Origin of the sequence: Cohaesibacter marisflavi, from assembly GCF_900115225.1 — a bacterium.
In the GTDB taxonomy this organism is placed as follows: domain Bacteria; phylum Pseudomonadota; class Alphaproteobacteria; order Rhizobiales; family Cohaesibacteraceae; genus Cohaesibacter; species Cohaesibacter marisflavi.
In genome coordinates, this window is sequence record NZ_FOVR01000001.1 from 277,254 (window position 1) to 300,143 (window position 22,890).

The following is a 22,890-nucleotide window of genomic DNA, read 5'->3' on the forward strand; positions in this document are numbered from 1 at the left end:
ATGCTCGGTTCCTTCTTGTCTTGAATGTTTCGTAATCACGGATTCCTATTAGATTTAAAATTCGGCTCCGGCCTTTAGCGCCATGGCGCGTTGGCGGGCGAGCGTCGCAATCGCGGTGTCCTGCACGCCCATGCCGGTCAGATCACATACGGTGATATCCGCCTCTGTTTCCCGGCCCGGACGCGTTCCGGCAACGATAGTGCCTAGCTCGGGAAACTGAGTCTCTCCGGTGACAACAGCCGCTGCGATCGCCGAACGCAATTCGCCCAGCTTGCGTGTCTGTGTCAGGCGATCGGCGACATAGAGATTGGCCTTGCCGATGATGGCTGGTTCGATTTCATTCTTGTAATCGGCGTCCGACCCCATGGCAGTGACATGTTGGCCCGGCTCCAGCCAGTCGGCCATCAGAATGGGAGATTGCGATGGTGTCGTGGTCACCAGAATGTCAGCGCCCTTGGCGGCCTCTTGCTCGCTTTCGAAGGCTTTTATGTCGATGCCGAGCTTTTCGCTTAGCTCGCTGGCTGTCGCCTTCGCCTTGTCTGGCGAACGTCCCCAGATGCGGGCGGAGGTAATCGGGCGGACAAGGCACAGGGCTTCCAGCTGCAAACGCGCCTGAAGGCCCGTACCATAAATTGTAGCCACCTTGGAATCGGCCCGCGACAGAGCCTTGGCCGCAACAGCGCCTGCGGCGGCGGTGCGCAGGTCGGTCAAATAGCCATTGTCCAGTAGCACCGCTTCCACGATGCCGGTCTGGGCGGAAAACAAAACCATCAGACCGTTAAGGCTGGGCAGGCCGAGCTTGGGATTGTCAAAGAAGCCCGGACTGATCTTGATGGCAAAGCTATCCAGGCCGGGAACATAGGCGGTTTTGACATCCACTTCACCATTGAATTCGGGAATTTCCATCGACAGGATCGGCGGCATGACGACCTGCTTTGTTGCAAGGCTCTCGATTGCCTCTTCGATGCAAGAGACACTCTCGGCATCCAGTGTGACCGCTTGGCGTAAATCCTGTTCAGACAGAATGAGAATGGACATCGGTGCCTCCTTAAAGCGTAACCATTTCGCCGGAAATCAGCTTGTGATGCATGGACATATCGATGTTGCGACCCGACAGGATGGCCACGCAGCGCCCCGGGGCCTCGATCTTGCCGGTAAGCAAGGCCGAGATCCCGACTGCGCCAGCCCCCTCTAAAATTTCTTCTTCCTGCCAATAGGCATGACGTACGCCTTCGGCGATCTCTTCCTCGCTCAGCAGGATCACCTCGTCGACGAGAGCTTGTGTCATCGCAAAAGTGTAGCTGTTCTCAAGACCAATGCCGCCGCCAAGGGAATCCGCCAGTGTCGGCAATTCTTCCACCTGTACCGGTTTGCCCGCCTCAAGGCTGGCATGCATTGCAGCGCCCCGCTGCATGGAAATGCCGATAATGCGTGTCTTGGGGGAGATGCCCTTGATCGCGGCAGCCACACCTGAAATCAGCCCGCCGCCGGAAAGCTGCACCAGCACGGTGTCGATATCAGCAAGGTCCTGCAAGATCTCCAAGCCAAGCGTGCCCTGACCGGCGATAACGTCGGCATGATCAAAGGGGGGAATGGTCGCCATACCGTCTTCGGCCACCATGCGATCGACTGCCTGTTGTGCTTCGTCTTGCGAGCGGCCGTGTATGACCACTTCAGCTCCCAATGCTGCGATGCCGTCTCGTTTGTTCTGCGGTACCAACTCGGACATGGCGATAACGCAACGCACCCCGGCATTGCGGGCCGCAAAGGCAAGGCCACGCCCATGGTTACCAGTCGAAACTGCAGCGATACCTTTAGCTTTCTGCTCATCAGTCAGCGAAAGCACGGCATTGGTGGCACCCCTTAGCTTGAAGCTGCCAGTATGCTGGCGATGTTCCATCTTGAGATAAATCTCGCCGCCGGTCTTCTCGCAAAGGGTTTGCGAATGGCGCATGGGCGTTTGCACTACATGAGGTGCTATGCGTCTTTGCGCTTGCAGAATGTCAGAGAGGGATATGGGAGGCGACTGAAAGGCGTCGGGCGAGGGGGCTTGGTGCGGGCGGGTCATGGCAGGCCTCGAAAGAGTGGCGTGAATGAACCCCTGTCAGGCGGCTTCAGGCAGGGTGTGAAACAGCTGGCAGCTGTTGCGGACGGGTTGCGGCAGGCCAAGAAGACGCAGGATGTACCAGATGGCCGCCTGATTGCTGGTGATGACCGGTTTGCCAAGACGCTTCTCAAGCTCGGGCACCACTTCCAGCGCACGCAGTGCCGTGCAGGAAATGAACAGGGCATCCGCCGAGGGGTGATCGGCCTCAATGGCCGCCTGAATGAGACTGCGGGCATTGAGCGCCGCCATGATGCGGTCATCCTCTATGCCAAGGCAGGAATGTTTGACGACCGAAATGCCTCGCTCTGTGAAATAGGGTTCCAGCGGTGCGCTGGTTTCGGGCAGATAAGGCGTCAGGATGGCCATAGAGCCGACCCGCAGCTGATGGCAGGCAGCCAAGGCTGCCAATGTAGGCGTTACCACGCTTGCGGTCGGCTTGGCCTTGTTAATCTCGCTTGCCACGACATCGTCGCCAATAACAAAGGAGGCTGAGGTGCAGCCATAATAGACCACATCAAGATCCGCCTCTGGCAAAATCTGCTCGGCCCGTTCCCCCAGAAGGGGCACCATTTTGCGCAGATTTTCCGGCGTGGTGGGATTGGCATAGGTGACCCGATTGGCATAGACCCCGACCAGATCGTGCGGCATGTGCCGCGCAAATTCCAGCTCGGTCGTATGGTCCGTTTCCAACAGCAAAAGGCCCACCCGACAGGGAACGGTCTTGTTGCGCAGGGATAAGGTCAGATTGAGTTGGGTCACCATGGCCTGTTCTTCTTTTCTGTTCTTGTTTCTTTTCACCAAAGCAAAATGCGCGGGTGCTCAACGCACGATCATAACGGGACAATGGGCAAGGCTCGTCACCTTGTGTGAGACGCTGCCCAGAAGCAGGGCTTCCAGATCGCCATAGCCACGCCCGCCCATGACAATCAGGTCGCCCTGATGCTCTGAGGCAAAGCGCATGATGGTGCGCGCCGTTGGCCCTTGCATGACATGGGCGGTGACGTTGCGCCCGCCCATCTCGAAGGCCCTGTTTTTGGCGTCCTGCACCACTTCGCGTGCATGCTGGGACAGGGCCTTGTCGATGACATCAGGGGTGGAGGGGCGCACCATGGAGACCGAAGCCTCTCGCGCCCCTTGATGGCGATAGACACAGATGATCTTGAGCACACAGTCGAGCCCGCACAATTTCTGAAGTTCGACTGCTTTTTCCAGTGCATTCAGAGAACAGGGTGAGCCGTCTATCGGCACGATTATCCTTTCAAACATTCGCCATCTCCTCCCATTTAGCGAAACGCGATATCACGCAGGAACAATGCAATCTGCGGGAACATGATCAGCAATGCTGACACCATGACCAGCATGAAGATGAATGGTGGGGTTCCCTTGATAACATCGAAATAAGGGCGTCGGAAAATTGCCATCGCTGTGAAAATATCACACCCGAAGGGCGGCGTCGCTGAGCCAATCGCCACCTGAAGTGTGATGATGGTTCCCACCAGAACCGGATCCAGTCCGACAGATTTGATGACCGGCGCAAAGATCGGCACCAAGATCAGGATAACCACAATGGGATCCACAAACATGCAGCCGATGAAGAAGGACAGGGAAATGACAATCAGTACCCCGATTGCTCCCATTTCCGAAATGCCGATGGCTGCCAGAATATGCTGTGGGATCTGGGCAAAGGAAATGACCCATGAGAAGGCTGCCCCTGCGGCAACCAGAATGAAGACAACCGCCGTGATCAGGCCTGTAGACTTGGAGATCTCGTAAAGATCTCCAAAGTTGAGAGACCGGAAGACGATCATCTCCAGCACCACCGCATAAAAGACGCAGACCGCAGCCGCTTCGGTGGGCGAGAAGATGCCGCCGTAAATGCCGCCAACGATGATAACCGGGAAGCCAAGAGGCCAGATTGCCCCCAAAACCGCTTCAAAGCGCTCTTTCCAGCTCGCTTTCGGTTCGGTAGGGACATCATTCACATAGGCATAGATGATGCTGTAGATCGAAAAGAGCGACAGGATCAACAGCCCCGGACCGATGCCCGCGATGAACAGCTCGGCGATGGACGTGTTGGACACAACGCCATAAATGATCATGCCGATGGATGGCGGAATGAGAAAGGCGATATCGCTCGAGTTGACGATCAGGGCCAGCACAAAGGAATCCTTGTAACCTGCCTTGAGCATGCGTGGGCGCAAGGGCGAGCCAACGGCAACCACAGTTGCCTGCGTCGAGCCTGAAACGGCACCGAACAATGTACAGGCTGCAGCTGTGGTCACGGCCAGACCGCCTTTGATGTGGCCGACAAATTTCATCACCATGTCGATTAGGCGACCGGCAGACTGACCTCTTGTCATGATATCTGCGGCCAGAATGAACATGGGCACCGCAATCAGTGAGGCTGGCCGAATGCCCGCCATGAACTGCTGAACCATGAAATCCATTTTGCCGAAGCCGCCAAACATGGAATAGAAGCCGATGGAAGCACCTGCCATCAGCGGCACCATCATGGGGAACCCGATTAGCAGCAGCGCCACCATGACGAGGAACATCGTAATAGCCATGATACGCTCCTAAACCTCGTATTCGTCTTCGGAATATCCCTCAAGCACCTGGCTGGAAAGATAGATATCCTTGGACGTGATGTTGCGAATGGCAGTCAGAATATATTGCAGCCCGGTCAGGAACAGCCCAACCGGCACCCACAGATAGATCCAGTAGACCGGGATCTGCAAAGCAGGCAGAACACGGCCCGATTTGGCGACTGTGAGAATGTAGGAGAAGGAAAAATAGGCCAGCGCGAGCATGATCACCGCTGTGCAGATCGCGATGATAATCATGAGCACCTTGCGTGCAGGAGACATCAGCTTGTCAAAAATTGCTGACATGCGAATATGTCGCCCCTGTCTGGCAGCATAAGAGATACCAGAGAAAGTGATCAGAACGATCAGAAAACGGTTCAGTTCTTCAGAAAAGAAAATACTGTTCTGAAAAACAAAACGACCGATAACGTTGGCGACGGTATTGGTCGCCATGAGAATGACCCCAAGGGCCAGCATCATTGACTCGATCTTGGCGATCGATATGTCAATCAGCCCCAGCACGCCCGGCAGGGTCGTGTCCGAATGATTGTCCATGGACATGGCAAGCTCCCAACTGAAGCAAAAACCAAGGAAAAGAAGCGGACAGCAAAAGCCCGCTTCCAGCATGGTCAGGGCACCAGCGCTCATGGCCCTGTTCTATCGGGCATAAGAGGGAGGCTGATACCTAGACTGGAAATCCTGCTCCGGTAGCGGAAAGACGCCCAGGCATTTCCCGCTACCGGTTGGCTTTTGATCAGTCCGCAGAGACGGCTTCCAGATCAGCTTTCATCTGATCCAGAATGGCCTTGCCGCTGTCGCCGGTCATCTCGATGAACTTGGCTTCCACCTTGGCAGCAGCTGCCTTGAACGGAGCGCGTTCTTCTTCGGTCAACACATTGACCTCGATGGATGGCTTGGCTTCCTTGATTGCATCAAGAGCTTCTTTTTCAAGCCCCTTCTGATAGTCGAGGATATAATCGAAAGCTGCGGTTGCTGCATTCTGAACCAGCTCTTTATCGCCATCGCTCAGGCCGTCATAGAATTCCTTGTTGGCCATGACTGCGGTCGTAAAATTGCTGTGACCCGCATAGGTGATGACGTCGGTGACTTCATACAGCTTGGTGGATTCGATGAAGGAGGTCGGGTTTTCCTGTCCCTGAATGATGTTGGTCTGAAGACCGCCATACACTTCGCCCCACGGCAACGGAGTAGGAGTGGCGCCAAAGGCCTGATAGGCTTCCACCAGAAGCGGGTTGGTCATGACGCGGAACTTGACCTCGTTGAGATCTTCCGGGCTATGCACCGGTTCCTTGGTGGTCATGGCGACTTCGCCTTCCGGGAACATCTTGAGCAGCTCAAGGCCCTGCTCGGCGTAAAGACCCATGAAATCTTCATTGATTGCTTTGGAGGTGCGGAAGAACTCGTTGAGTTTTTCGGTGTCGGTCGGCAAGAGGTAAGGTACAAAGAAGACCTGCGCTTCCGGGATCAGGGCGCCGGTGAACCCGGGAGACTGGTCAACGAACTGCAGGATGCCTGCCTGGGTCTGTTCCATGGTATCGGCAGATTCGCCAAGTGTGCCATAAGGGAAAATCTGAACCTCATGGTCGGAATTGGCTTCAATTTCTTCTTTGAATTTGGTTGCGTATACGCCCTGCACTTCGTTGATGGCTTCTTCGATAGCATATTTCCAGGTGTCCGCCTGGGCCATGGAAGGCACAAGAGCAAAACCGGCGAGCAGGGAGGCAACAGATGTTGCCGTACATAATTTTTTAACAAATGGAGTTTTCATCACTTCCCTCGTTGTCGGATATGAATGCGTTTTTATTGTTGTTGCCACACAATCAAACAGAGACAATTTCAGGTCAATTGAAACATTAAATCATGACAATTTAACTTGAGCCTCAAGACTGACTCTGTTTCAACGCTATGCAAATGAGTAAAATTTCAACGGCAGTTGGCCTAAAACATAGGCAACGGTTTCTCGGATCCTGCCCCCAATAGGGTTGCTATGACATTGAGTGCATGAGTCAATTGCTCTTCACTGCAAGGCCCCAGAGCCACTCTGACGGAGTTGAGTTTGATGGGGTCACCTTCATTTGAATGTTCTGCCATGATGAAGGGTAAACTGCCCGCAATCGCTACATTATTTTTCCGCGCTCTTTCCACAAATTCACTTTCTTGCCAAATCTTGGGAAGTGGAATCCAGATGTGAGGTGCGCATTTGTGATTCAAATAGCTGTGGCCCTTGAGCAATCTGGCTGCAAGCTTCTGTCGCTGCTGTAGAGCGCGGGCTTGCCACGATATGAGATGGTCTGCCGTGCCATTATCAAACCAGTGCGTCAGTAAGTCGACTGTCAGGGGGTTGGCCATCCAGTTGGTAACCAAATGGCGGTTTTTGGTGACAATATACATGGAAGGAGGGGTGATCAGGAGTCCGACGCGCAAGCCGGGCATGATGGTTTTGGAGAAGGATGTAATGTAGAAAACGCGCTCCGGATCGAGCTGATGCAGCGTCGGTGGGGCATTTTTGATCAAGGTGCCCAAGACATCATTCTCGATGATAAAGACGTCATTTCTTCTCGCAATATCAAGGATTTCTTGCCGCCTTGCACTCCCCATCACATAGGCTCTGGGGTTAGAGACGGTCGGCGAAATCACAAGGGCTCGGATGGAGTGGTTCTGACAGAGCGCTTCGAATTGCTCCGGTATCAGGCCTTCCTCGTCCATACCGGCGGTTTCAAGGCGCACACCAAGATACTCGCATAAGGGGCGGATGCTGTGAAAGCTGACCTCTTCGGCGCAAATCGTAGATCCCGGAGGCGCGGCACTCATGATGGAGGCAACCAGCGCAGGAATGGCGCCGTTCGTATAAGTGGTGTGGCTTGGGTCCGCATGAATGTGATGGGATTTCAGCCAGCGGCAGGCGATCTTTATATGCTCGCGAAAGGCTTCTTCAGGACGAAAGGATTGCACCAGATCCTTGGTAAAATCCCGTGACAACTCCTCAAGACCCTTCTGCATGGTGTCGTAATGCAGCGACGAGGTGACCGGCTTGAGCATGGAGAGGTCGATCAGCCCTTCCTGTCGGTTCGGTACAAAGGGCATCGGGGTGTCTGTCGTCTCGCGATAACGCACATAGGTGCCGCGTCCGACTTCTCCAGCCAGATAGCCCAGCTTGCACAGGGCGTCATAAGTGCGTGAAACAGTTTGCACGGAGATGTTGAGTTTGTAGGCGAAATCACGGTGGGTCGGCATCCGGTCCCCCGGTTGCAGTTCTCCCGCATCGATCGCGTCAATTATCAATCCCTGCAAGGTCTTGTAGACGGGTCTTTTGAGCTTTGCAGGATCTGGCCACCAATTTGTCATGAAAATAGTGATTAGCAATATCAGTACAATTTGGCAATATAGATGACACTATTATCAGTACATATTCCAATTTTTCATAATGATTTGAGTTGCATGGGGTGGGTTGCGCTCGCTCTTTGTGTTCAATTCAGGGTGCAATCGGTGAAAGGATTATCTACGAGCGGGCATGTAGCTTGATAAGAATTGCAGGCGAGGGGCCTTCTTCTGTTGAAAGAAAAGCCTCCCGCCCACATGCCTTGCCACTCCACCCAAGGCTAAATTCTCGGCCATGCGTCATTTTGTTTTCAGGCCTTATCAGATCTTCAGGGCTTGCAAAAGAATCTCCGCGCTGTGAAGCGCCTCCCGTTTGGCTCCGTCTTTTATCTGATGCCGGCAACTGGTTCCCGAAGCAGCGATGATGACGCTCTCATCGGCCTCGCGAACGGCGGGAAGAAGGATCTGCTCGGCGATGGTCATGGAAAGGGCATGATGCTCTTTCTCATAACCAAAGGCGCCTGCCATGCCGCAGCAGCTGCTCGGAATCTCGCTTACATGATAATTCTCGGGCAAAGATAGAACCTTGACGACCAGGTCGCTTGAAGAGATTGATTTTTGATGACAATGCACATGTACTCGCACCTCTTTGGCCTCTTGGGTGAAGTGTTCGGGACCTATATGGCCTGCATCCATCTCTCGGGCGATGAATTCCTCGAACATCAGGCTGTTTTTGGAAAGCGCCTTGGCTTTGACGCGTAGATCCGGGGCAACAAGGTCAGGATATTCATCCTTGAAACAAGCGATGGTGGAGGGCTCTACGGCGATCATCGGTGCGTCTTCGGAAACGATATCGCCAAAGGCTGCCACATTGCTGTCGGCAAAGAGCTTGGCCCGCTTGACGAATCCTTGAGAAAGAGACGACCGGCCACTTTCCTTGTTGCGGAGGAGGACAACCTCGTAGCCGAGGCGCGTAAGGAGGTGGACGGTCGCCATGCCAATATGAGCGTCATTCACATTGGTAAACTCATCACAAAACAGATGAACCTTACGCATGGCTTTGGCCGTGGTCGGCATCTCCCGATTATATTGCTTTTCAAAGCTCAATCGACAGAGTGCGGGCATGCTGCGGTCGAGCGCAAAGCCGGCCGCCAGTTTGACCGGAGCCGAGAGAACCCGGTTGCCCATAAAGAGATTGTAAAGCGGCGCAAAGGGCAGGGCCAACCCCATCAGGGTCGTAAAATGAGCAACCAGCCAGGGGCGCAAACCGCTGCCGTGCAAATCGTAGTAATGCTGCAGGAATTCCGCCTTCATGCGCGCCATATCGACGCCTGCCGGACACTCGCTCTTGCAGCCCTTGCAGGAGAGGCAGAGATCGAGAATATCCTTGATCTCCTTGTGATCATAGCGGTTGGCTTTGTCGGTGCGCGAGAGGAAACCGCGCAGGATATTGGCACGGGCACGGGTGGAGTCTTTCTCCTCCCTTGTGCCCATATAGCTTGGGCACATGAGGCCGGAGGTCACTTTTTTGCATTCCCCGATGCCTGAGCAACGCTCCACGGCGCGCATCAGACCTTGATCCTTGTCCCAATTGAAATAGGTTGGCAGATCTGGCGTTTCCTCGCCGGGGATATAGCGCAGGGACACATCCATCGGTGGCGCGTCGACGATCTTGTTCGGGTTGAAAATGTGAGATGCATCGAAGGTGGATTTCACCCGCTTGCAAAGCTGGTAATTGGCGTCCCCCAAAAGCTCTGGCAGGAATTCGGCCCTGAGGCGTCCATCTCCATGCTCCCCGGAGAGGGAGCCGCGGAAGCGTTTGACGAGCTTGGCTACCTGCTCCAATACGGAGCGCACGGAAGCAATGCCCTCTTGGGTCTTGTGATTGACAAACAGAATGGTGTGCAACTCACCGTCCCCGGCATGGGCCGAGTGGGTGAACTGAACCCCTTCGCGATGCAGAATGCGTTCAAGCTCGGTTACATAGGCAGGCTGATCCTCCACATCCACCGCGCAATCTTCTATAGCTTCAAACGGCTTGATATCGCCCGCTTTCGAGCTGTTGATGCCGCCAAGATCGCGCCGCAACTGCCAGATCTTTTCGACATCTTCGCCAAAGAAGAGCGGCCAGGCATAGCCCATCTTTTTCTCTGCCAATTCTGCGGTGAGCGCGGCGGCCCTTCGTTCTACCGCTTCGCGGCTGTCATCGGCGAGTTCCACGACGATGATGGATTCCGGTGCTCCGATAATCCACTGGCTACACCGGGCGATAGTGTTGAATTTGTTGATCTTGTTGTTCTCCATGGCCTGCTGTACATGGAAGGCGCCAATCAGCTCGCAGCTCGTGGGCTTGTATTTGAGGGCCACAAGCGTCGCCTTCAGGGATTCAATAGAATCCTCGAAATGCATGGCAACCACGCCGATGACCGGTGGCAGTGGCTCGACCAGATTGAGTGTTGCCTCGGTCAGAACGCAAAGGGTGCCTTCTGATCCTGCGATCAGTTTGCACATGTTGAAGTCTGGCCCACCGTCAGTAAAGATATTCGAACGGGCAAGCAGATCGAGCGCATAGCCATTGTTGCGACGACGAATGGACGCCTTGGGATAGCCTTTTTCAAGGTCTGAGCGGGTCTGCTCGCTCTTTAGTTCCTGATAGAGCATCTCATAGAGCGAGCCCTCCAGTGTCTGTTCTGCGCGCTTGGCGTGGAATTCTTCCGGTGCGAGGGCTTGGAAAGAGGCTTCACTGCCATCTGCCAGAATGGCGCGACAGGCGAGCAGATGATCTCTTGTTGAACCCCAGACGATGGAATGCATGCCGCAGGAATTATTCCCGATCATGCCGCCGATAACGGCGCGGTTTGCGGTGCTGGTTTCTGGCCCGAAGAGCAGACCATGAGGGGCGAGCCAGTCATTGAGACTGTTGCGAATGACGCTTGGCTCAACCGTGACCCATTTTGCTTCTTTGTTGAAGTCAAGAATGCGGTTGAAGCGGCGCATATCCAGCACCAGACCGCTGCCCACCACCTGACCGGCCAGAGACGTTCCTGCCCCGCGCGGGATCAGGGGCACCTTATGCTCCTGACAAAAACGAACGATGGTGATGAGGTCTTCTTTGTCTTCGGGGGTTACGACGCCAAGGGGCATCTCCTGATAGGCCGAGGCATCGCTGGCAAAGATGGTGCGGCTGGCTTCATCACTGCGCACGGTGCCCTTGATGCTGTGGGCCAGCCTGTCAAGGAGCGAAGGGAGAGCCTTGAAATATTCAGGGTCAGGTATCTGCAATGTCATCATTCTTCTCCATCAAGTCATCCGGAAGGGGAGGCTCCGGCCCAGAAGAGCCGGAAGAGACCGTTACGGGTAGAGAAGGTTCGGCAGGAAGAGGATGATTTGCGGCAGGAAGACAAGCAGGATCTGGATGACCAGCATACTCGCGACGAAAGGTAGAATGGATCGCGCCAGATCAATGAGCCTTGTTCCGCTGATCGATTTGGCAATAAAGACATTGACCCCGACCGGTGGCGTAATCAGACCAAGCTCGGTGCCAACCACCAGAATGATACCGAAGTGATAAGGGTTGATGCCCAGCTTGACGAGCACTGGCAGCAACAGCGGCGTGTAGATCAGGATCTGTGCCGTCGTATCCATGAACATGCCGGTAACGGTGATCATGACCACGAAGAACAGGAGAATGATGGTGCCGTTGTCGGTGATCTGCAAGATCAATTCTGCGACCTGATTGGGAATCTGCGCAATGGTCAGATAGCGGGCGAAAGCCATGGCAAAACCCAGAATGATCATCACGGAGCCCGTCGTCATGGCCGAACGAGAGGTGATCTCATACAGATCGCTGAATTTCATGTCCTTATAGATGAAGAGACTAACGACCAGGGCATAGATCACCGTGATGCAGGCGGCCTCGGTTGGCGTGAAGACGCCTGAATAGATGCCGCCCAGCACAACAAAGGGTGTCAGCAAGGCCCATTTGCCCGCCCATGCCGTTTTGGCGACACGGCACCATGAGAAGGATTGGTCTGACCCGTGGTAGCCACGTTTCCATGAGATGAAAACGGCTACCAGGATCAGCCCCGCGCCAATGAGGAACCCGGGAACGATGCCTGCCACGAACATCTGACCGATGGAGAGATCGGCGCTGATGGCGTAAATGATCATCGGAATGGACGGTGGGATCATGATGCCCAATGACCCCGCGCAGGCTGTGAGACCGCCAGAAAACTCGGCGCCATAGCCACGACGGATCATCGAGGGGATCATCATTGCGCCAATTGCCGCCACCGTAGCAGGCGAGGAGCCGGAAATAGACGCAAAGAACATGCAGGCCAAAACCGTGACTACCGACAAGCCGCCCGTTATCCTGCCGACAAGGCTGGAGGCGAAATCGACGATCCTCTGGGAAAGGCCGCCCACCTCCATCACATAGCCCGCCATGATAAACAGCGGAATGGCCAGAAAGACGAAACTGTCCAGCGCAGAGAACGCGATGTGAGAAAGAAAACTAAAGGGAATATCGGTCATCATCAGGGCTATTGCCGTTGAAATGCCGATGGATATGGCGATGGGCATTCCCAGAAACAGAAGCAGGAAGAATGCCACGAACATGACGATTGTGCCGCTCATCTCAGGCCTCCTTTAAAGATGCTCTTCTTTGGCCACCCAGAGCTGATGGCGAGATACCATCCGCTCGATGAGGCGAACAGTCATAAGGGCGAATGTGAAAGGGATCACCGCATAGACCCAGCCATAGGGCCAGTCGAGGGCGGGGGTGGTTTTGCCGATCATCAGCGCGTCTTCAGCGATAGCAATCGCATGCCATCCGACCGAGAAAATGAAGACCGTCCAGACAAGGTCGAGTAGCTGGTCCAGCCAGTATTTCGGGCGACCGACAACAAAGATATCGATGATCTCCACTCTCACATGTGCTCCTTTCTGAATGCAGAGGCTGCAGGAGATATAGACAAGCAGGATGAAATCATAGTTTGCCAGTTCTTCTGTCCAGGACAGGGAGAAATTGATGACGAACCGAAAGGCGACCTGCATGAAACAGAGGATGACAAGGAGCGAGAACAGAATGACGCTCATCACCTCTTCGAATTTTTCTGAATATTGAAGCAGTTTGCGCAACATGACCTGCCACCTCCTCCAGGGCAGACATTAGCTTGCATATTACCCTCTCCTTATGCTCGGAAGGGGTAGCGGCAACCGAGAGCCGTGCTGCCTTTCGTGCGGGGGTGAGGCCATCGGATGCGGTTCGAGCAAAAGTGGCACCAGTTGGCCTCGATTTGCGAAAGGCAAAGGGCTCCTCTCCCGGTGGTGGTGGATCAGACCATTGCGAGAGAGGAGCTTTCTCCTCAGGAGCTACTCCGCGGAGACATTCTCGATTTCGGCAATCAATTCGTCATACATGCTTGCGGAAATATCCTTGCCGTGTTGCTCGATAACGGGCAGCGCGGTTTCGCGCATTTCTGCGAGATTTTCCTTGGAAATTTCCGTGTAGGTGATTCCGGTGTCGATCAGAGCCTGCAGGGCTTCTTTTTCAGCCTTGGCCGATGCTTCATGTTCATATTCGGCGAAGATTTTGGCGCCTTCGTCGATGATCTTCTGCTGATCTGCGCTCATATTGTCATAGAAGCGCTTGCCGATAACCAGCACATCCCAGGAATGCATGTGGCCACTGTTGGAGAGATATTTCTGCACTTCATAGAAGCGGGAGAGAAGGATCGTGGCATATGGGTTTTCCTGCCCGTCAATGGTGCCGGTCTGCAGAGCGGAGAAGACTTCGCCAAAGCTCATCGGTGTCGGGTTGGTGCCAAGGGCGCGGAAGACATCCAGAATGACCGGATTTTGCATCACGCGGATTTTCATGCCCTTAAGATCTGAAAGGGATTCAATCGGACGCACGCGATTGGTCAGATGGCGGACGCCGAAGTTGCCGATAGCCAGGCCATGAATGCCAACCGGGTCAAGCATATCCATCAGCTTGCGTGCCCATGGGCCGCGCGCAACCTTGGCGGAGACTTCCTTGCTCGGGAAAATATAGGGTAGATCTGGCAGGCGGAATTCTTTTACATAGTTGCCCAGTACCGATGGGGTTGGGACCACCATGTGAACCGTGCCCAGCTTTATGGCTTCGAGCACTTCAAGGTCACCGCCGAGCATGGCGTTCGGGAAGATCTGGACCTCGATATCGCCGCCGGATTTGTCTTCAACATACTTTTTGAATTCAGTCAGCGCTTTATACTGGTAATGTTGCTCGGATATGCCTGTGCTGACCTTGATGGTCTTGCTTGCTGCCTGAGCTTGCCCGCCGGCAAGTGTCATGGCGGCAGCAAACAGCAGGGCGTGAGCCGTCTTTGCTAGAAAATTCATGTTTTCCTCCACTTTATGCTGGGTATTCGGCACGGTGCCCTCTACACCGTCTTCAATCCAACTCCAGCTTCCTATTCCTCCCAAAGCAGGCACACGGATTGACCGAATTGCGTAAATTCCCCCCAAACGGCTGCCATTCACAAATCCGGAAGACAGCCTGTTCGGAGGGGTGCTGAACAGCCCGGTGGCTCATGGCATGAGGCCACCGGGCAAGGAGCAGGACCTAGAGCAGGTCTGCGAGGAGCTTGTCGATTTTCTTCTTGTTGGCATCGTCCAGTTCGCCAAGCGGATGGCGTGGCAGACCAACATCAAGACCTTGAGCGGCGAGGGTGTATTTGCACACTTCCTGCCAATGGGGCACGCCCGCTTCCTTGTCATAGAAGAAGTAATCGATATATGGCTGCATCTTGGCCTGCTGGGCTCGGGCTTTGTCGACGTCTTTCTCGACGATGCAGATGTCCATCAGGGTGCGGCATGCTTTTGGCAGAACAGCAGGGAAGCCGCTGAGCCAGCCATTAGCACCTGCCAGCATGCCTTCCATGGCGGCATAGTCGTGGCCGTAGAAGATATCGAGCTTGTCACCACAGTGGAAGCGCAATTCATGCACGCGGTTTGCGTCGCCATGAGCTGCCTTGATGGCGTTGATCACACCTTCATCCAAAAGTGTTTTTACTTCGAGCGGGGTCAGTTCATATCCGGCGAACCATGGGTTATTATATACCATGATGGGAATATCGACATTCTGGCGCAGCTCGCGGAAGTGGCTCATCACCGCTTTCTTATGCGGGTTGAGATAGTAAGGCAGGATAACCATCAGGCCATCGGCGCCCTTGTCCTGAGCAAACTTGCTCATGTCGATGGTGTTAATGGTCGAATAGAAGCCTGTGCCGCAATAAATAGGCACTTCACCATCAATGAAGCCGAGAACATGCTCGAGAATTTCTTTCTGTTCGGTCGGGTTCATGGCGATATTTTCGCCGGTGCTGCCGCAGATGGAAAGATTCTGCGCGCCCTGATCGATCAACCAGCGCAGATATTTTTCCATTTTGGGTTTGCTGTAGGTCTGATCGTCGTTCCAGATCGTCATACATGCTGGCATAAGGCCTGAAGCGTGTTTCATGTCTAAATTCCTTGGTTGTTCAGGATGTCACCTCGGGCACTCCCGGTTGACGGTGGGAGTATGAGATTGATTGTTAGGTTTATTCAAAATGGAATTTAAGTCAACAAAAATATATTCAATCCCATAATGTGGAAGAAAGATGCTATATTTTCCGCAATTATTATCCACAATTGGAAGTTAGGCAAATTGTATCTTTTCAATGTCCATTTATGGCTATCGCCCCAAATGAAGTGAAGGCTTGAGAGAAACCGTGCTTTCTTGAGCTTGAAATGAGGTGTCTTGGCGCTTCTGCAGAACGAGTGAAAAGGGGATGCTCAAGGCAGGCATAGCAAATGTCTTGCTGCAGAAAAAAATAGAAAAATATAATAATTACAAAAAGATAGAAATGTGGTTATCGGGTTTCGTCTCTGCTGTAAGTGTCAACAAGACCATCAATTGCTGCGTCATTGGTTCGGCGCTGCTGGCAGGCTGGGCATGATTGGGATTTTTTCGAGCGGCGAATAAATTGATCATCAGTCACTATGGCTCGTACATCTTGGTGAGGAATATTCCGTAATTTGGAATATACCGTAATACCAATTGCTGAATTTGCACTTCGAAACCCATTCAAAGGGTGCACTATTCCGGTGGGTAACCTTTCAGGCCAATTCAGTCGAGTATGGGTTGCCGATGTGAGATTCTGCAATCGGCAGAAAAGCTAAGGGAATTGCTGCTTTTTAGCGATTCTTGCTTAATTGTGAATAGTAGAATAATGGGTTGTAATCGGTAAAAATTACTATTTATATTATTTATTTGATGGTCAATGGTGGAGATTCTCCAACAGTCTGAGTTGCTATGTTCCGTATTGTGGATTATTTCTGAAATATATCCCCCTTAAATAAGGGTTTTGGAATTTGAAGCGCAGGCCGGGCTGCGTACGCATGAAGGAAACGCGCGAACGACGGTAAATTGACTTGCAATTTTGCCTCGAAACAAGAATTAAACCTGTTCAAATGAGGGCGAGAGCTTCTGTTGCATGACGATAGGACTTCTCAGTCTGGCGCCTCTTAAAAAAGCTTGGAAAGAACAATGGTCAAAAAAAATGATGCCGGCGGAAACGAAGCGGGCGCAAAGCTGTTTACAAAAATGATGACGGTCCTCAATTGCTTTACCCGTGCCAGGGGGCAATTGAGTATCAGTGAAATCGTGGAAACAACCGGGCTCCCGCGTACCACGGTGCACCGCATCGTCGCGTCTTTAAGAGATGTTGGCATGCTTGATCAGGACGGGCGAAGACAGACCTATCGTCTTGGTTTGAAAATGTTTTATTTCGGCAGCGTGGTCATCGCCAACCTGGATTTAACCGGCAATTCGCGGCCGCATATCCTTTCGTTGCATCAGCTGACAGGCGAAGCTGTGCATCTGCATATCTTTGACGGCAGCCATATGGTCTGTATCGAGCGCGAGGAAATGGGTGAGAACAGATTGACGACCCTGACGACAATCGAGGGGGCCCCGACCTATTGCACCAGTGTTGGTAAAGCCTTTCTGGCCTATCAGGACGACAAGCTCGTCAATAGAATCGCCAAAGAGGAAGGGCTCGAAGCCCGCACCGAAAAAACCATTACCGACCTTTCTGCGCTCAAGGAAGAGCTGGAGACAGTGCGTACAAACGGCTACGCAATCGACGATGAGGAAAACGAATTGGGCATTCGCTGTGTTGGTGCTCCAATTCGGGATTCGCGTGGACAAGTCTTCGCTTCCATCAGTGTTTCAGGCACAACTGAGCGCATGCCGATGCCTCGTGTGCTCGGTTTGGCCTCTGCTGTTGCCAATGCAGCAGATGAAATTTCGAAAAGTCTGGGTTGGAACCCGAATTTGTGATCTCTAAAACTGGTCAATTGGTTTAATTCCGAAATGTGGGATTGAAAAAGTATCGGTCATCGTTTATTCCTATTTGTGTCGAGGAATGGGAGGTTTTCGATGATTTGCTCACGCAACTATCTTTTGGCGCTCACTGTAGCGCCGTTTATGGTGTCCGCTGGCTGGGCTGCTGATTTTCCAACAAGGCCCGTTACAATCATCGTTCCCGCTGCCGCTGGCGGCGGTGGCGATACCACCACACGCATTCTGGCTCGCAGCATCGAGCAGGAAATGGGGTGGACGGTCAGCATCATCAATCAGGGGCAGGGCGGTGGCGTCGTCGGCTTGACAAGCATGGTCAATGCCGAGCCGGATGGCTATACCGTCGGTTTGCTGTTTCCCTATGCTGGCTACAAATATACTGGTCAGGCTGATTTCGCCGGAGCGGATTTTTCACCAATTGCCAATTTTAATGGGGACTCTTCCTCACTCGTTACATCTGCGTCCTCGCCTTTCGAGACGTTGGCTGGCGCATTGGACGCAATCAAGGCCGAGCCTTCGAAATACAAGATCCATTGCAGTGGCGGCTGCGGAAGCGTCTGGGATGTACCCGTTGCCGGCATGATGATGGATTACGGCATCGAAGTTGAAAAGATCACCTGGATTCCGGGACAGGGCGCAGCCACAGGATTGCAAGAGCTGGCCTCCGGTGGTGTCGATTTCCAAACAGTCTCCTTGCCTGAAGCCTCAGGGCTCATCTCTGCCGGTCTTGTGCGTCCTTTGGGGGTCTTGAGCCCGGAACCGGTGCCCGGCTTTGAAGATGTGCCTCTTGCCGGTGAAGTCATGGGTCATCCGGTGGATGGCGGCACATGGCGCGCGCTTGGCGGGCCTGCGGGTGTTTCTGATGACATTATCAAGGCGTGGGAAGACGCCGCCCAAAAGGCCGTGCAGTCCGATAGCTTCAAGAATGCAATGAAGACGGCCAATTTCGGCGTCAAATGGATGCCCACCGAAGATCTCGCCGTCTTGATGAAGAGCCATGAAGAGGACACCGCGCGTGTGATGGCTGCCCTCGGTTACAGCAAGTAACAAGAGAAAATTCCATGAAAGCTCATGATAGTATCGTCGGCTTGGTCGTGGCCATTCTGGGAGGGGCGATTGCGCTCTACTCCCAGAGTCTGGTGCCGCCTCGCCATTTGAATTACGGGCCGGGATTCTTTCCCCTGCTTATCGGCATCGGTCTTGTGTTGGTTGGTGGCGGGCTCATCGTCCAAGGGTATGTGACCGGGCGAGACAAGCCCTTATTTTACCGGCCGCGCTGGCTGGAGAACCGCCAACTCGTCTTTCGTTTCTGGATCATTCCGATCGCAATTCTCTTCTATTGGCTGGCCGTTACGCCTCTGGGCTTTCTCGCCACAGCGACAATTCTGCTCGCAATGATCCAGATAGCCAATGGGGTGCGATGGAAATTGGCTTTCGCCGTAGCGCTGATAACCGCGCTGGTGGTCAACATCCTGTTTGCCTCCATCCTGCATGTACCCCTTTCCTGGGGGGTGCTCACTCCAATTTCAGGATTGTTCATATGGTAGACGCTGGCACAATTCTCGCGCAGCTAGCCGATCCCTATCTGCTTTTGGTGATCGTCGCATCTGCTGCATATGGGCTTGCGATTGGCTCCATTCCCGGGCTGACAGCTCTGATGGCAACGGCCTTGCTTGTCCCCTTCATTATCTTTATGGCTCCGCTCCCTGCGATTGCTTCCATCATCACGGCATCTGCCATGGCGATTTTCGCCGGTGATATTCCGGGCGCACTGCTACGCATGCCGGGCACGCCTGCCTCGGCGGCCTATACAGATGATGCCTTCAAGCTGACCCGGCAGGGCAAATCGGCGACGGCACTAGGGGCCGGGCTGTTTGCATCCGCCTTCGGTGGTGTAGCCAGCGCAACCATCCTGACGCTCTGCGCCCCTTGGCTGGCCCGCATTGCGCTGTCCTTCTCCAGCGTTGAATATTTCTGGCTCGGGGTTTTGGGGTTGAGCTGTGCCACCTTCGTGGCCGGTCCGTCCTTGCTCAAGGGGCTTGCCTCTTTGCTGTTCGGCCTGTTCCTTGCGACCATGGGGCTTGATCCGATTTCCGGCATGCCTCGATTTACCTTCGGCTCGACCAATTTGGTTGGCGGGCTCGGGCTCATTCCCGTGCTGATCGGACTGTTCGCTGTTTCGGAATTACTGCGCAACAGTTACGGACAGGATCGACAGATGTCGGAGAAGGCAAAACCTGCCTCAATTGTCAAAACAGTGGTCAAGCTGATGTGGCCGCATAAGATCGGATTGCTTCGGGGCAGCCTGCTCGGCACGGTCGTCGGTTCCTTGCCCGGAGCCGGATCCGACATCGCCGCTTGGATTTCCTACGCTCTGGCGAAAAAATCGTCCAAGCGTGGCAATAGCGATACCGAAGAAGGGGCGGTGGAGCGCATCATGTCAGCCAGTGCGGCCAACAATGCCAGCTTGGGCGGCGCCTACATTCCGGCAACCGTATTCGGCATTCCCGGTGATGCGATTACCGCAATTGTCATCAGCGTCATGTTCATCAAAGGGGTCAACCCGGGGCCGACGCTGTTTCTCAACCAGCCTCAGGTCATCTATGCAATTTTTGCGATCTTCTTTCTGGCAAATCTTCTGATGCTACCGCTTGGCATTGCCTGCATCCGCGGCTTTGGTCTGATCTTGCGCTTGCCAACGAGCATCATTTCTCCGGTCATTCTGCTCTTCTGCATTCTGGGGGCATTTTCGGTCGAGAATACGCTTTTTGCCGTTGGCCTCGTCGCGCTGTTCGGTTTGCTTGGCTATGTGATGGAAGAGAATGAAGTGCCTCTGGCTCCGGCCATTCTGGGGCTCATTCTTGGCCCGCTCCTCGAGCAGACCTTCATGACCACAATGCTAAAATCCCAAGGTGATCTCTTAACTTTCTTCAACCGACCGATTGGAGGAACGATCGGTGCCGTCACCATTCTGGTGTGGGCCCTGATCATCGGTCTCAAACTCTTCGCGTCTCGCGACGCGAAGAACGACAGCTCACTTGCCGACACCGCTTCATGAGTGGTGCCGACAGGGTACTTTCTTAAAGAATATTCCTGTTGAGTGGAGGAGAATATCATGAACAGGTCCCGCAGAATTATCCGCACAATTCTTTGCACCAGTGCCATGGCTACGCTTTTGGCAGGGCCAGCCCTTGCATGGCCAGACCAACCGGTCAGCATGATTGTTGTCGCCGGTGCCGGCGGTGGCAGCGACTTTACATTTCGACTGTTGTCCCGTGAACTGGAAAGCCAGACTTCGCAGCCGGTCAATGTGATCAATCAGGCACAGGGTGGCGGCATTGTCGGCTACACGACCTACAGCACCGCCAAGCCTGATGGCTACACAATGGGGCAGCTATCGCCCTTTGCACAGTTCAAAATTCTCGGGCAGGCCGATTTCACCGCTGACAGCTTCACACCGCTGTCTCTGGTCAATGTCGACCCGTCTGCGATCCATGTCGGTGTCAGTTCCGACTTGAAATCGCTTGATGATATTGTTGCCGCGCTGAAGAAAGATCCTGCTTCCTTGCGGATCTCTTGCGGTGGTACATGCAGCGCCAGCTGGGATATTCCCTTTATTTCGCTGATGATGGCTGAAGGCATCGATGTAGCTAAAATCAACCTGATCCCTGCTTCCGGCTCGGCTGCCGGTTTGCAAGAACTTGCCTCTGGCGGCATGGATGTGGTGCTCTGCTCCATTCCTGAAACCGATGCCCTGACAGATGCTGGCATGGTCAAGACTGTTGCTGTTCTGTCCAGCGATCGGTTAGAGCGCTATCCTGATGTACCGACCGCCAAGGAAATCACCGGCAAGGATGTGACCGGTGGCACATGGCGTGGTGTTGCCGGTCCTGCAGGCATGGACCCGGCATTGGTCAAGGAAATCGAGGCGCAATTGAAGGTCGCCTATGAGTCCGAGCGTTTCCAGACTGGCATGAAAGATCGCGGTTTCGGCACACAATATATGGATTCCGCCGGATTCGCAGCCTTCATCAAGGGGCATGAAGCCCAAACAAAAGAAGTGATGACCGCGCTGGGCGTTGGTAGCGAGTGATCATTCTGTAAATCCTCCCTGGAGCTGACTGGGGCAGTCAGCTCTTGGACTGAAGGCAGGCAATCGGCATTCCCTTGCATGTTGATTGCCTGCCGGATTTTTACCCATTCCACAAAAGTCCGTATTTGCCGGAGCAGCTCGGAAGAGCGAGCTGCCATGAGGGCATGCGCAAAAGCGCTGAGAGCAGGCCGAAGGAGAGCCACATGTCGATCACTATATTCGGGTCTGTCAATCTTGATATGACTGTTTCTGTTCAGCATTTGCCGGTGGCTGGCGAGACGAGTCATGCGGGCAGCTTCCAGACCGGACTTGGCGGCAAAGGCGCCAATCAGGCGGTGGCCGCCACCCGATTGGCCACCTGTCCGGTGAAATTTGTCGCCGCTGTTGGGGAGGACAGTTTTGCCGACAAACTGCGCGCTGATTTAGAGGCCATGACGGTGGACACGAGCCATCTCGTCACCATCAATGGAGCGGAGAGTGGTATCGCGCTGATCCATGTCGATGAAAGTTCGCAGAATTCGATAACGGTGGTTGGTGGAGCCAATATGGTCTGGCCAGATGAAGGGCCTGATGCGGATGTGTTCAAGGGGGCCAAGGTGGCGCTCTTCCAGCTGGAAACGCCTCTTGATGCGACCATCGCGGCAATGCGTAAGGCCAAAGCCGCAGGGGCAACCGTCATCCTAGATCCTGCCCCCATCTCGGAAGGTCATATGGACGCTTTAATTGCACAAGCGGATATCATCACCCCGAACGAGACCGAAACTGCCGCGATAACCGGAACCATGCCAGGTAACTTTCTGGAAGCAGAAACTCTGGCTAAAAGGTTGCTCGCGATGGGACCTAAGCTTGCTGTGGTCAAGCTAGGTGCCAAAGGGCTGGCCTATGCTTCAAGAGAGGAGGGGTCGGGCCACATAGACCCTTATTATGTTAAGGCCATTGATACGGTCGCTGCTGGTGATAGCTTCAACGGAGGGCTCGCCGCTGCTCTGGCTGAGGGCAAGAGCCTTCTGGATGCACTCAAATTTGCTGCAGCGGCAGGGGCCTTGGCCACTACGCGGCGCGGTGCAGGCGAAGCCGTGCCTTCGCGAGCGGAAGTTGAGGCGCTGGTCGCCGGATAGCCAAGAAGCAATTGGGAGATATAATTGCGCCTTCGTTCCTGTTGCAAAGCGTAGGCGAGGGCGTTGCATTTGGGTATACAGGTATCCGGGCATCTGAAGTTCGACAGAAGCTGTATATCAGATGCCTAAACATCATTCTTACACACACATGGTGGCAGAAGGCAGGCGTCATGCGCCACTCTGTTTGCTGTCCAAAAATACTTGCTGCATGGGGGGATGAAAACGAGTTTGATTTCAATGGCTTGATGAGGATGCGTGAC

General features: G+C 54.0%; 20 protein-coding genes. 7 read left to right on the forward strand and 13 right to left on the reverse strand.

Annotation, left to right across the window (positions count from 1 at the left end; all coding sequences use genetic code 11):
• Window positions 1-54: 54 nt before the first annotated feature.
• The 13 genes from eutC to BM258_RS01250 all read right to left on the reverse strand — a co-directional run bounded on the left by eutC (window position 55) and on the right by BM258_RS01250 (window position 15,535).
• Window positions 55-1,038: an ectoine utilization protein EutC gene (gene eutC, locus BM258_RS01190; RefSeq protein ID WP_090068014.1), complete on the reverse strand. Its 984-nt coding sequence runs from the start codon at window positions 1,036-1,038 to the stop codon at window positions 55-57.
• A 10-nt stretch (window positions 1,039-1,048) separates the two neighbouring features.
• On the reverse strand, window positions 1,049-2,068 hold the full coding sequence (gene eutB / locus BM258_RS01195; protein ID WP_090068016.1) for a hydroxyectoine utilization dehydratase EutB: 1,020 nt from the start codon (window positions 2,066-2,068) through the stop codon (window positions 1,049-1,051).
• 36 nt (window positions 2,069-2,104) lie between these two features.
• Window positions 2,105-2,869, reverse strand: a complete 765-nt coding sequence (locus BM258_RS01200) for an aspartate racemase/maleate isomerase family protein (RefSeq protein ID WP_090068018.1) — start codon at window positions 2,867-2,869, stop codon at window positions 2,105-2,107.
• 57 nt (window positions 2,870-2,926) lie between these two features.
• Window positions 2,927-3,373, reverse strand: a complete 447-nt coding sequence (locus BM258_RS01205; protein WP_090068020.1) for a universal stress protein — start codon at window positions 3,371-3,373, stop codon at window positions 2,927-2,929.
• 17 nt (window positions 3,374-3,390) lie between these two features.
• Window positions 3,391-4,674 carry a TRAP transporter large permease gene (locus BM258_RS01210; RefSeq protein WP_090068022.1) on the reverse strand — a complete coding sequence of 428 codons (1,284 nt, stop codon included), beginning with the start codon at window positions 4,672-4,674 and terminating at the stop codon, window positions 3,391-3,393.
• A 9-nt stretch (window positions 4,675-4,683) separates the two neighbouring features.
• Complete coding sequence (locus BM258_RS01215) at window positions 4,684-5,340, reverse strand: TRAP transporter small permease (protein WP_244544551.1); 657 nt, start codon at window positions 5,338-5,340, stop codon at window positions 4,684-4,686.
• 106 nt (window positions 5,341-5,446) lie between these two features.
• Window positions 5,447-6,481 carry a TRAP transporter substrate-binding protein gene (locus BM258_RS01220; RefSeq protein ID WP_090068025.1) on the reverse strand — a complete coding sequence of 345 codons (1,035 nt, stop codon included), beginning with the start codon at window positions 6,479-6,481 and terminating at the stop codon, window positions 5,447-5,449.
• 170 nt (window positions 6,482-6,651) lie between these two features.
• Entirely contained in the window at window positions 6,652-8,058 is a 1,407-nt protein-coding gene (ehuR, locus tag BM258_RS01225) for a MocR-like ectoine utilization transcription factor EhuR (RefSeq protein WP_090068027.1), read from the reverse strand.
• A gap of 294 nt (window positions 8,059-8,352) precedes the next feature.
• The gene (locus BM258_RS01230; RefSeq protein ID WP_090068029.1) at window positions 8,353-11,319 is read right to left on the reverse strand and encodes an FAD-binding and (Fe-S)-binding domain-containing protein; all 2,967 of its coding nucleotides are present in this window, start codon (window positions 11,317-11,319) and stop codon (window positions 8,353-8,355) included.
• 63 nt (window positions 11,320-11,382) lie between these two features.
• A complete protein-coding gene (locus BM258_RS01235) occupies window positions 11,383-12,666 on the reverse strand; it encodes a TRAP transporter large permease (protein WP_090068031.1) in 1,284 nt (427 codons plus the stop codon).
• A 12-nt stretch (window positions 12,667-12,678) separates the two neighbouring features.
• Window positions 12,679-13,173, reverse strand: coding sequence for a TRAP transporter small permease (locus tag BM258_RS01240; protein ID WP_090068033.1), 495 nt, complete (start codon window positions 13,171-13,173; stop codon window positions 12,679-12,681).
• Window positions 13,174-13,404: 231 nt separating this feature from the next.
• A complete protein-coding gene (locus BM258_RS01245) occupies window positions 13,405-14,415 on the reverse strand; it encodes a TRAP transporter substrate-binding protein (RefSeq protein ID WP_090068036.1) in 1,011 nt (336 codons plus the stop codon).
• Window positions 14,416-14,638: 223 nt separating this feature from the next.
• A complete protein-coding gene (locus BM258_RS01250; protein ID WP_090068038.1) occupies window positions 14,639-15,535 on the reverse strand; it encodes a dihydrodipicolinate synthase family protein in 897 nt (298 codons plus the stop codon).
• Between the two features lie 310 nt (window positions 15,536-15,845).
• Here BM258_RS01250 and BM258_RS24385 point away from each other — a divergent pair, with 310 nt between their 5' ends.
• From BM258_RS24385 to BM258_RS01280, 7 genes are all read left to right on the forward strand, one after another.
• Window positions 15,846-16,013: a hypothetical protein gene (locus BM258_RS24385; protein ID WP_175527861.1), complete on the forward strand. Its 168-nt coding sequence runs from the start codon at window positions 15,846-15,848 to the stop codon at window positions 16,011-16,013.
• Between the two features lie 590 nt (window positions 16,014-16,603).
• Complete coding sequence (locus BM258_RS01255) at window positions 16,604-17,398, forward strand: IclR family transcriptional regulator (RefSeq protein WP_090068040.1); 795 nt, start codon at window positions 16,604-16,606, stop codon at window positions 17,396-17,398.
• Window positions 17,399-17,497: 99 nt separating this feature from the next.
• Window positions 17,498-18,466, forward strand: a complete 969-nt coding sequence (locus BM258_RS01260; protein WP_210186616.1) for a Bug family tripartite tricarboxylate transporter substrate binding protein — start codon at window positions 17,498-17,500, stop codon at window positions 18,464-18,466.
• A 14-nt stretch (window positions 18,467-18,480) separates the two neighbouring features.
• The gene (locus tag BM258_RS01265; protein WP_090068042.1) at window positions 18,481-18,966 is read left to right on the forward strand and encodes a tripartite tricarboxylate transporter TctB family protein; all 486 of its coding nucleotides are present in this window, start codon (window positions 18,481-18,483) and stop codon (window positions 18,964-18,966) included.
• The gene (locus tag BM258_RS01270; RefSeq protein ID WP_090068044.1) at window positions 18,960-20,477 is read left to right on the forward strand and encodes a tripartite tricarboxylate transporter permease; all 1,518 of its coding nucleotides are present in this window, start codon (window positions 18,960-18,962) and stop codon (window positions 20,475-20,477) included. The genes BM258_RS01265 and BM258_RS01270 overlap by 7 nt, the downstream gene beginning before the upstream one ends.
• 57 nt (window positions 20,478-20,534) lie before the next feature.
• Window positions 20,535-21,512, forward strand: a complete 978-nt coding sequence (locus BM258_RS01275; RefSeq protein ID WP_090068047.1) for a Bug family tripartite tricarboxylate transporter substrate binding protein — start codon at window positions 20,535-20,537, stop codon at window positions 21,510-21,512.
• Between the two features lie 203 nt (window positions 21,513-21,715).
• A complete protein-coding gene (locus BM258_RS01280) occupies window positions 21,716-22,630 on the forward strand; it encodes a ribokinase (RefSeq protein ID WP_090068915.1) in 915 nt (304 codons plus the stop codon).
• The last annotated feature ends 260 nt before the right edge of the window (window positions 22,631-22,890 follow it).

What these genes read in the sequence shown, in the direction of transcription:
- eutC (WP_090068014.1), bottom strand. Translation starts at nt 1,038, where the DNA reads ATGTCCATTCTCATTCTGTCTGAACAGGATTTACGCCAAGCGGTCACA.
- eutB (WP_090068016.1), bottom strand. Translation starts at nt 2,068, where the DNA reads ATGACCCGCCCGCACCAAGCCCCCTCGCCCGACGCCTTTCAGTCGCCT.
- BM258_RS01200 (WP_090068018.1), bottom strand. Translation starts at nt 2,869, where the DNA reads ATGGTGACCCAACTCAATCTGACCTTATCCCTGCGCAACAAGACCGTT.
- BM258_RS01205 (WP_090068020.1), bottom strand. Translation starts at nt 3,373, where the DNA reads ATGTTTGAAAGGATAATCGTGCCGATAGACGGCTCACCCTGTTCTCTG.
- BM258_RS01210 (WP_090068022.1), bottom strand. Translation starts at nt 4,674, where the DNA reads ATGGCTATTACGATGTTCCTCGTCATGGTGGCGCTGCTGCTAATCGGG.
- BM258_RS01215 (WP_244544551.1), bottom strand. Translation starts at nt 5,340, where the DNA reads ATGAGCGCTGGTGCCCTGACCATGCTGGAAGCGGGCTTTTGCTGTCCG.
- BM258_RS01220 (WP_090068025.1), bottom strand. Translation starts at nt 6,481, where the DNA reads ATGAAAACTCCATTTGTTAAAAAATTATGTACGGCAACATCTGTTGCC.
- ehuR (WP_090068027.1), bottom strand. Translation starts at nt 8,058, where the DNA reads ATGACAAATTGGTGGCCAGATCCTGCAAAGCTCAAAAGACCCGTCTAC.
- BM258_RS01230 (WP_090068029.1), bottom strand. Translation starts at nt 11,319, where the DNA reads ATGACATTGCAGATACCTGACCCTGAATATTTCAAGGCTCTCCCTTCG.
- BM258_RS01235 (WP_090068031.1), bottom strand. Translation starts at nt 12,666, where the DNA reads ATGAGCGGCACAATCGTCATGTTCGTGGCATTCTTCCTGCTTCTGTTT.
- BM258_RS01240 (WP_090068033.1), bottom strand. Translation starts at nt 13,173, where the DNA reads ATGTTGCGCAAACTGCTTCAATATTCAGAAAAATTCGAAGAGGTGATG.
- BM258_RS01245 (WP_090068036.1), bottom strand. Translation starts at nt 14,415, where the DNA reads ATGAATTTTCTAGCAAAGACGGCTCACGCCCTGCTGTTTGCTGCCGCC.
- BM258_RS01250 (WP_090068038.1), bottom strand. Translation starts at nt 15,535, where the DNA reads ATGAAACACGCTTCAGGCCTTATGCCAGCATGTATGACGATCTGGAAC.
- BM258_RS24385 (WP_175527861.1), top strand. Translation starts at nt 15,846, where the DNA reads ATGCTCAAGGCAGGCATAGCAAATGTCTTGCTGCAGAAAAAAATAGAA.
- BM258_RS01255 (WP_090068040.1), top strand. Translation starts at nt 16,604, where the DNA reads ATGGTCAAAAAAAATGATGCCGGCGGAAACGAAGCGGGCGCAAAGCTG.
- BM258_RS01260 (WP_210186616.1), top strand. Translation starts at nt 17,498, where the DNA reads ATGATTTGCTCACGCAACTATCTTTTGGCGCTCACTGTAGCGCCGTTT.
- BM258_RS01265 (WP_090068042.1), top strand. Translation starts at nt 18,481, where the DNA reads ATGAAAGCTCATGATAGTATCGTCGGCTTGGTCGTGGCCATTCTGGGA.
- BM258_RS01270 (WP_090068044.1), top strand. Translation starts at nt 18,960, where the DNA reads ATGGTAGACGCTGGCACAATTCTCGCGCAGCTAGCCGATCCCTATCTG.
- BM258_RS01275 (WP_090068047.1), top strand. Translation starts at nt 20,535, where the DNA reads ATGAACAGGTCCCGCAGAATTATCCGCACAATTCTTTGCACCAGTGCC.
- BM258_RS01280 (WP_090068915.1), top strand. Translation starts at nt 21,716, where the DNA reads ATGTCGATCACTATATTCGGGTCTGTCAATCTTGATATGACTGTTTCT.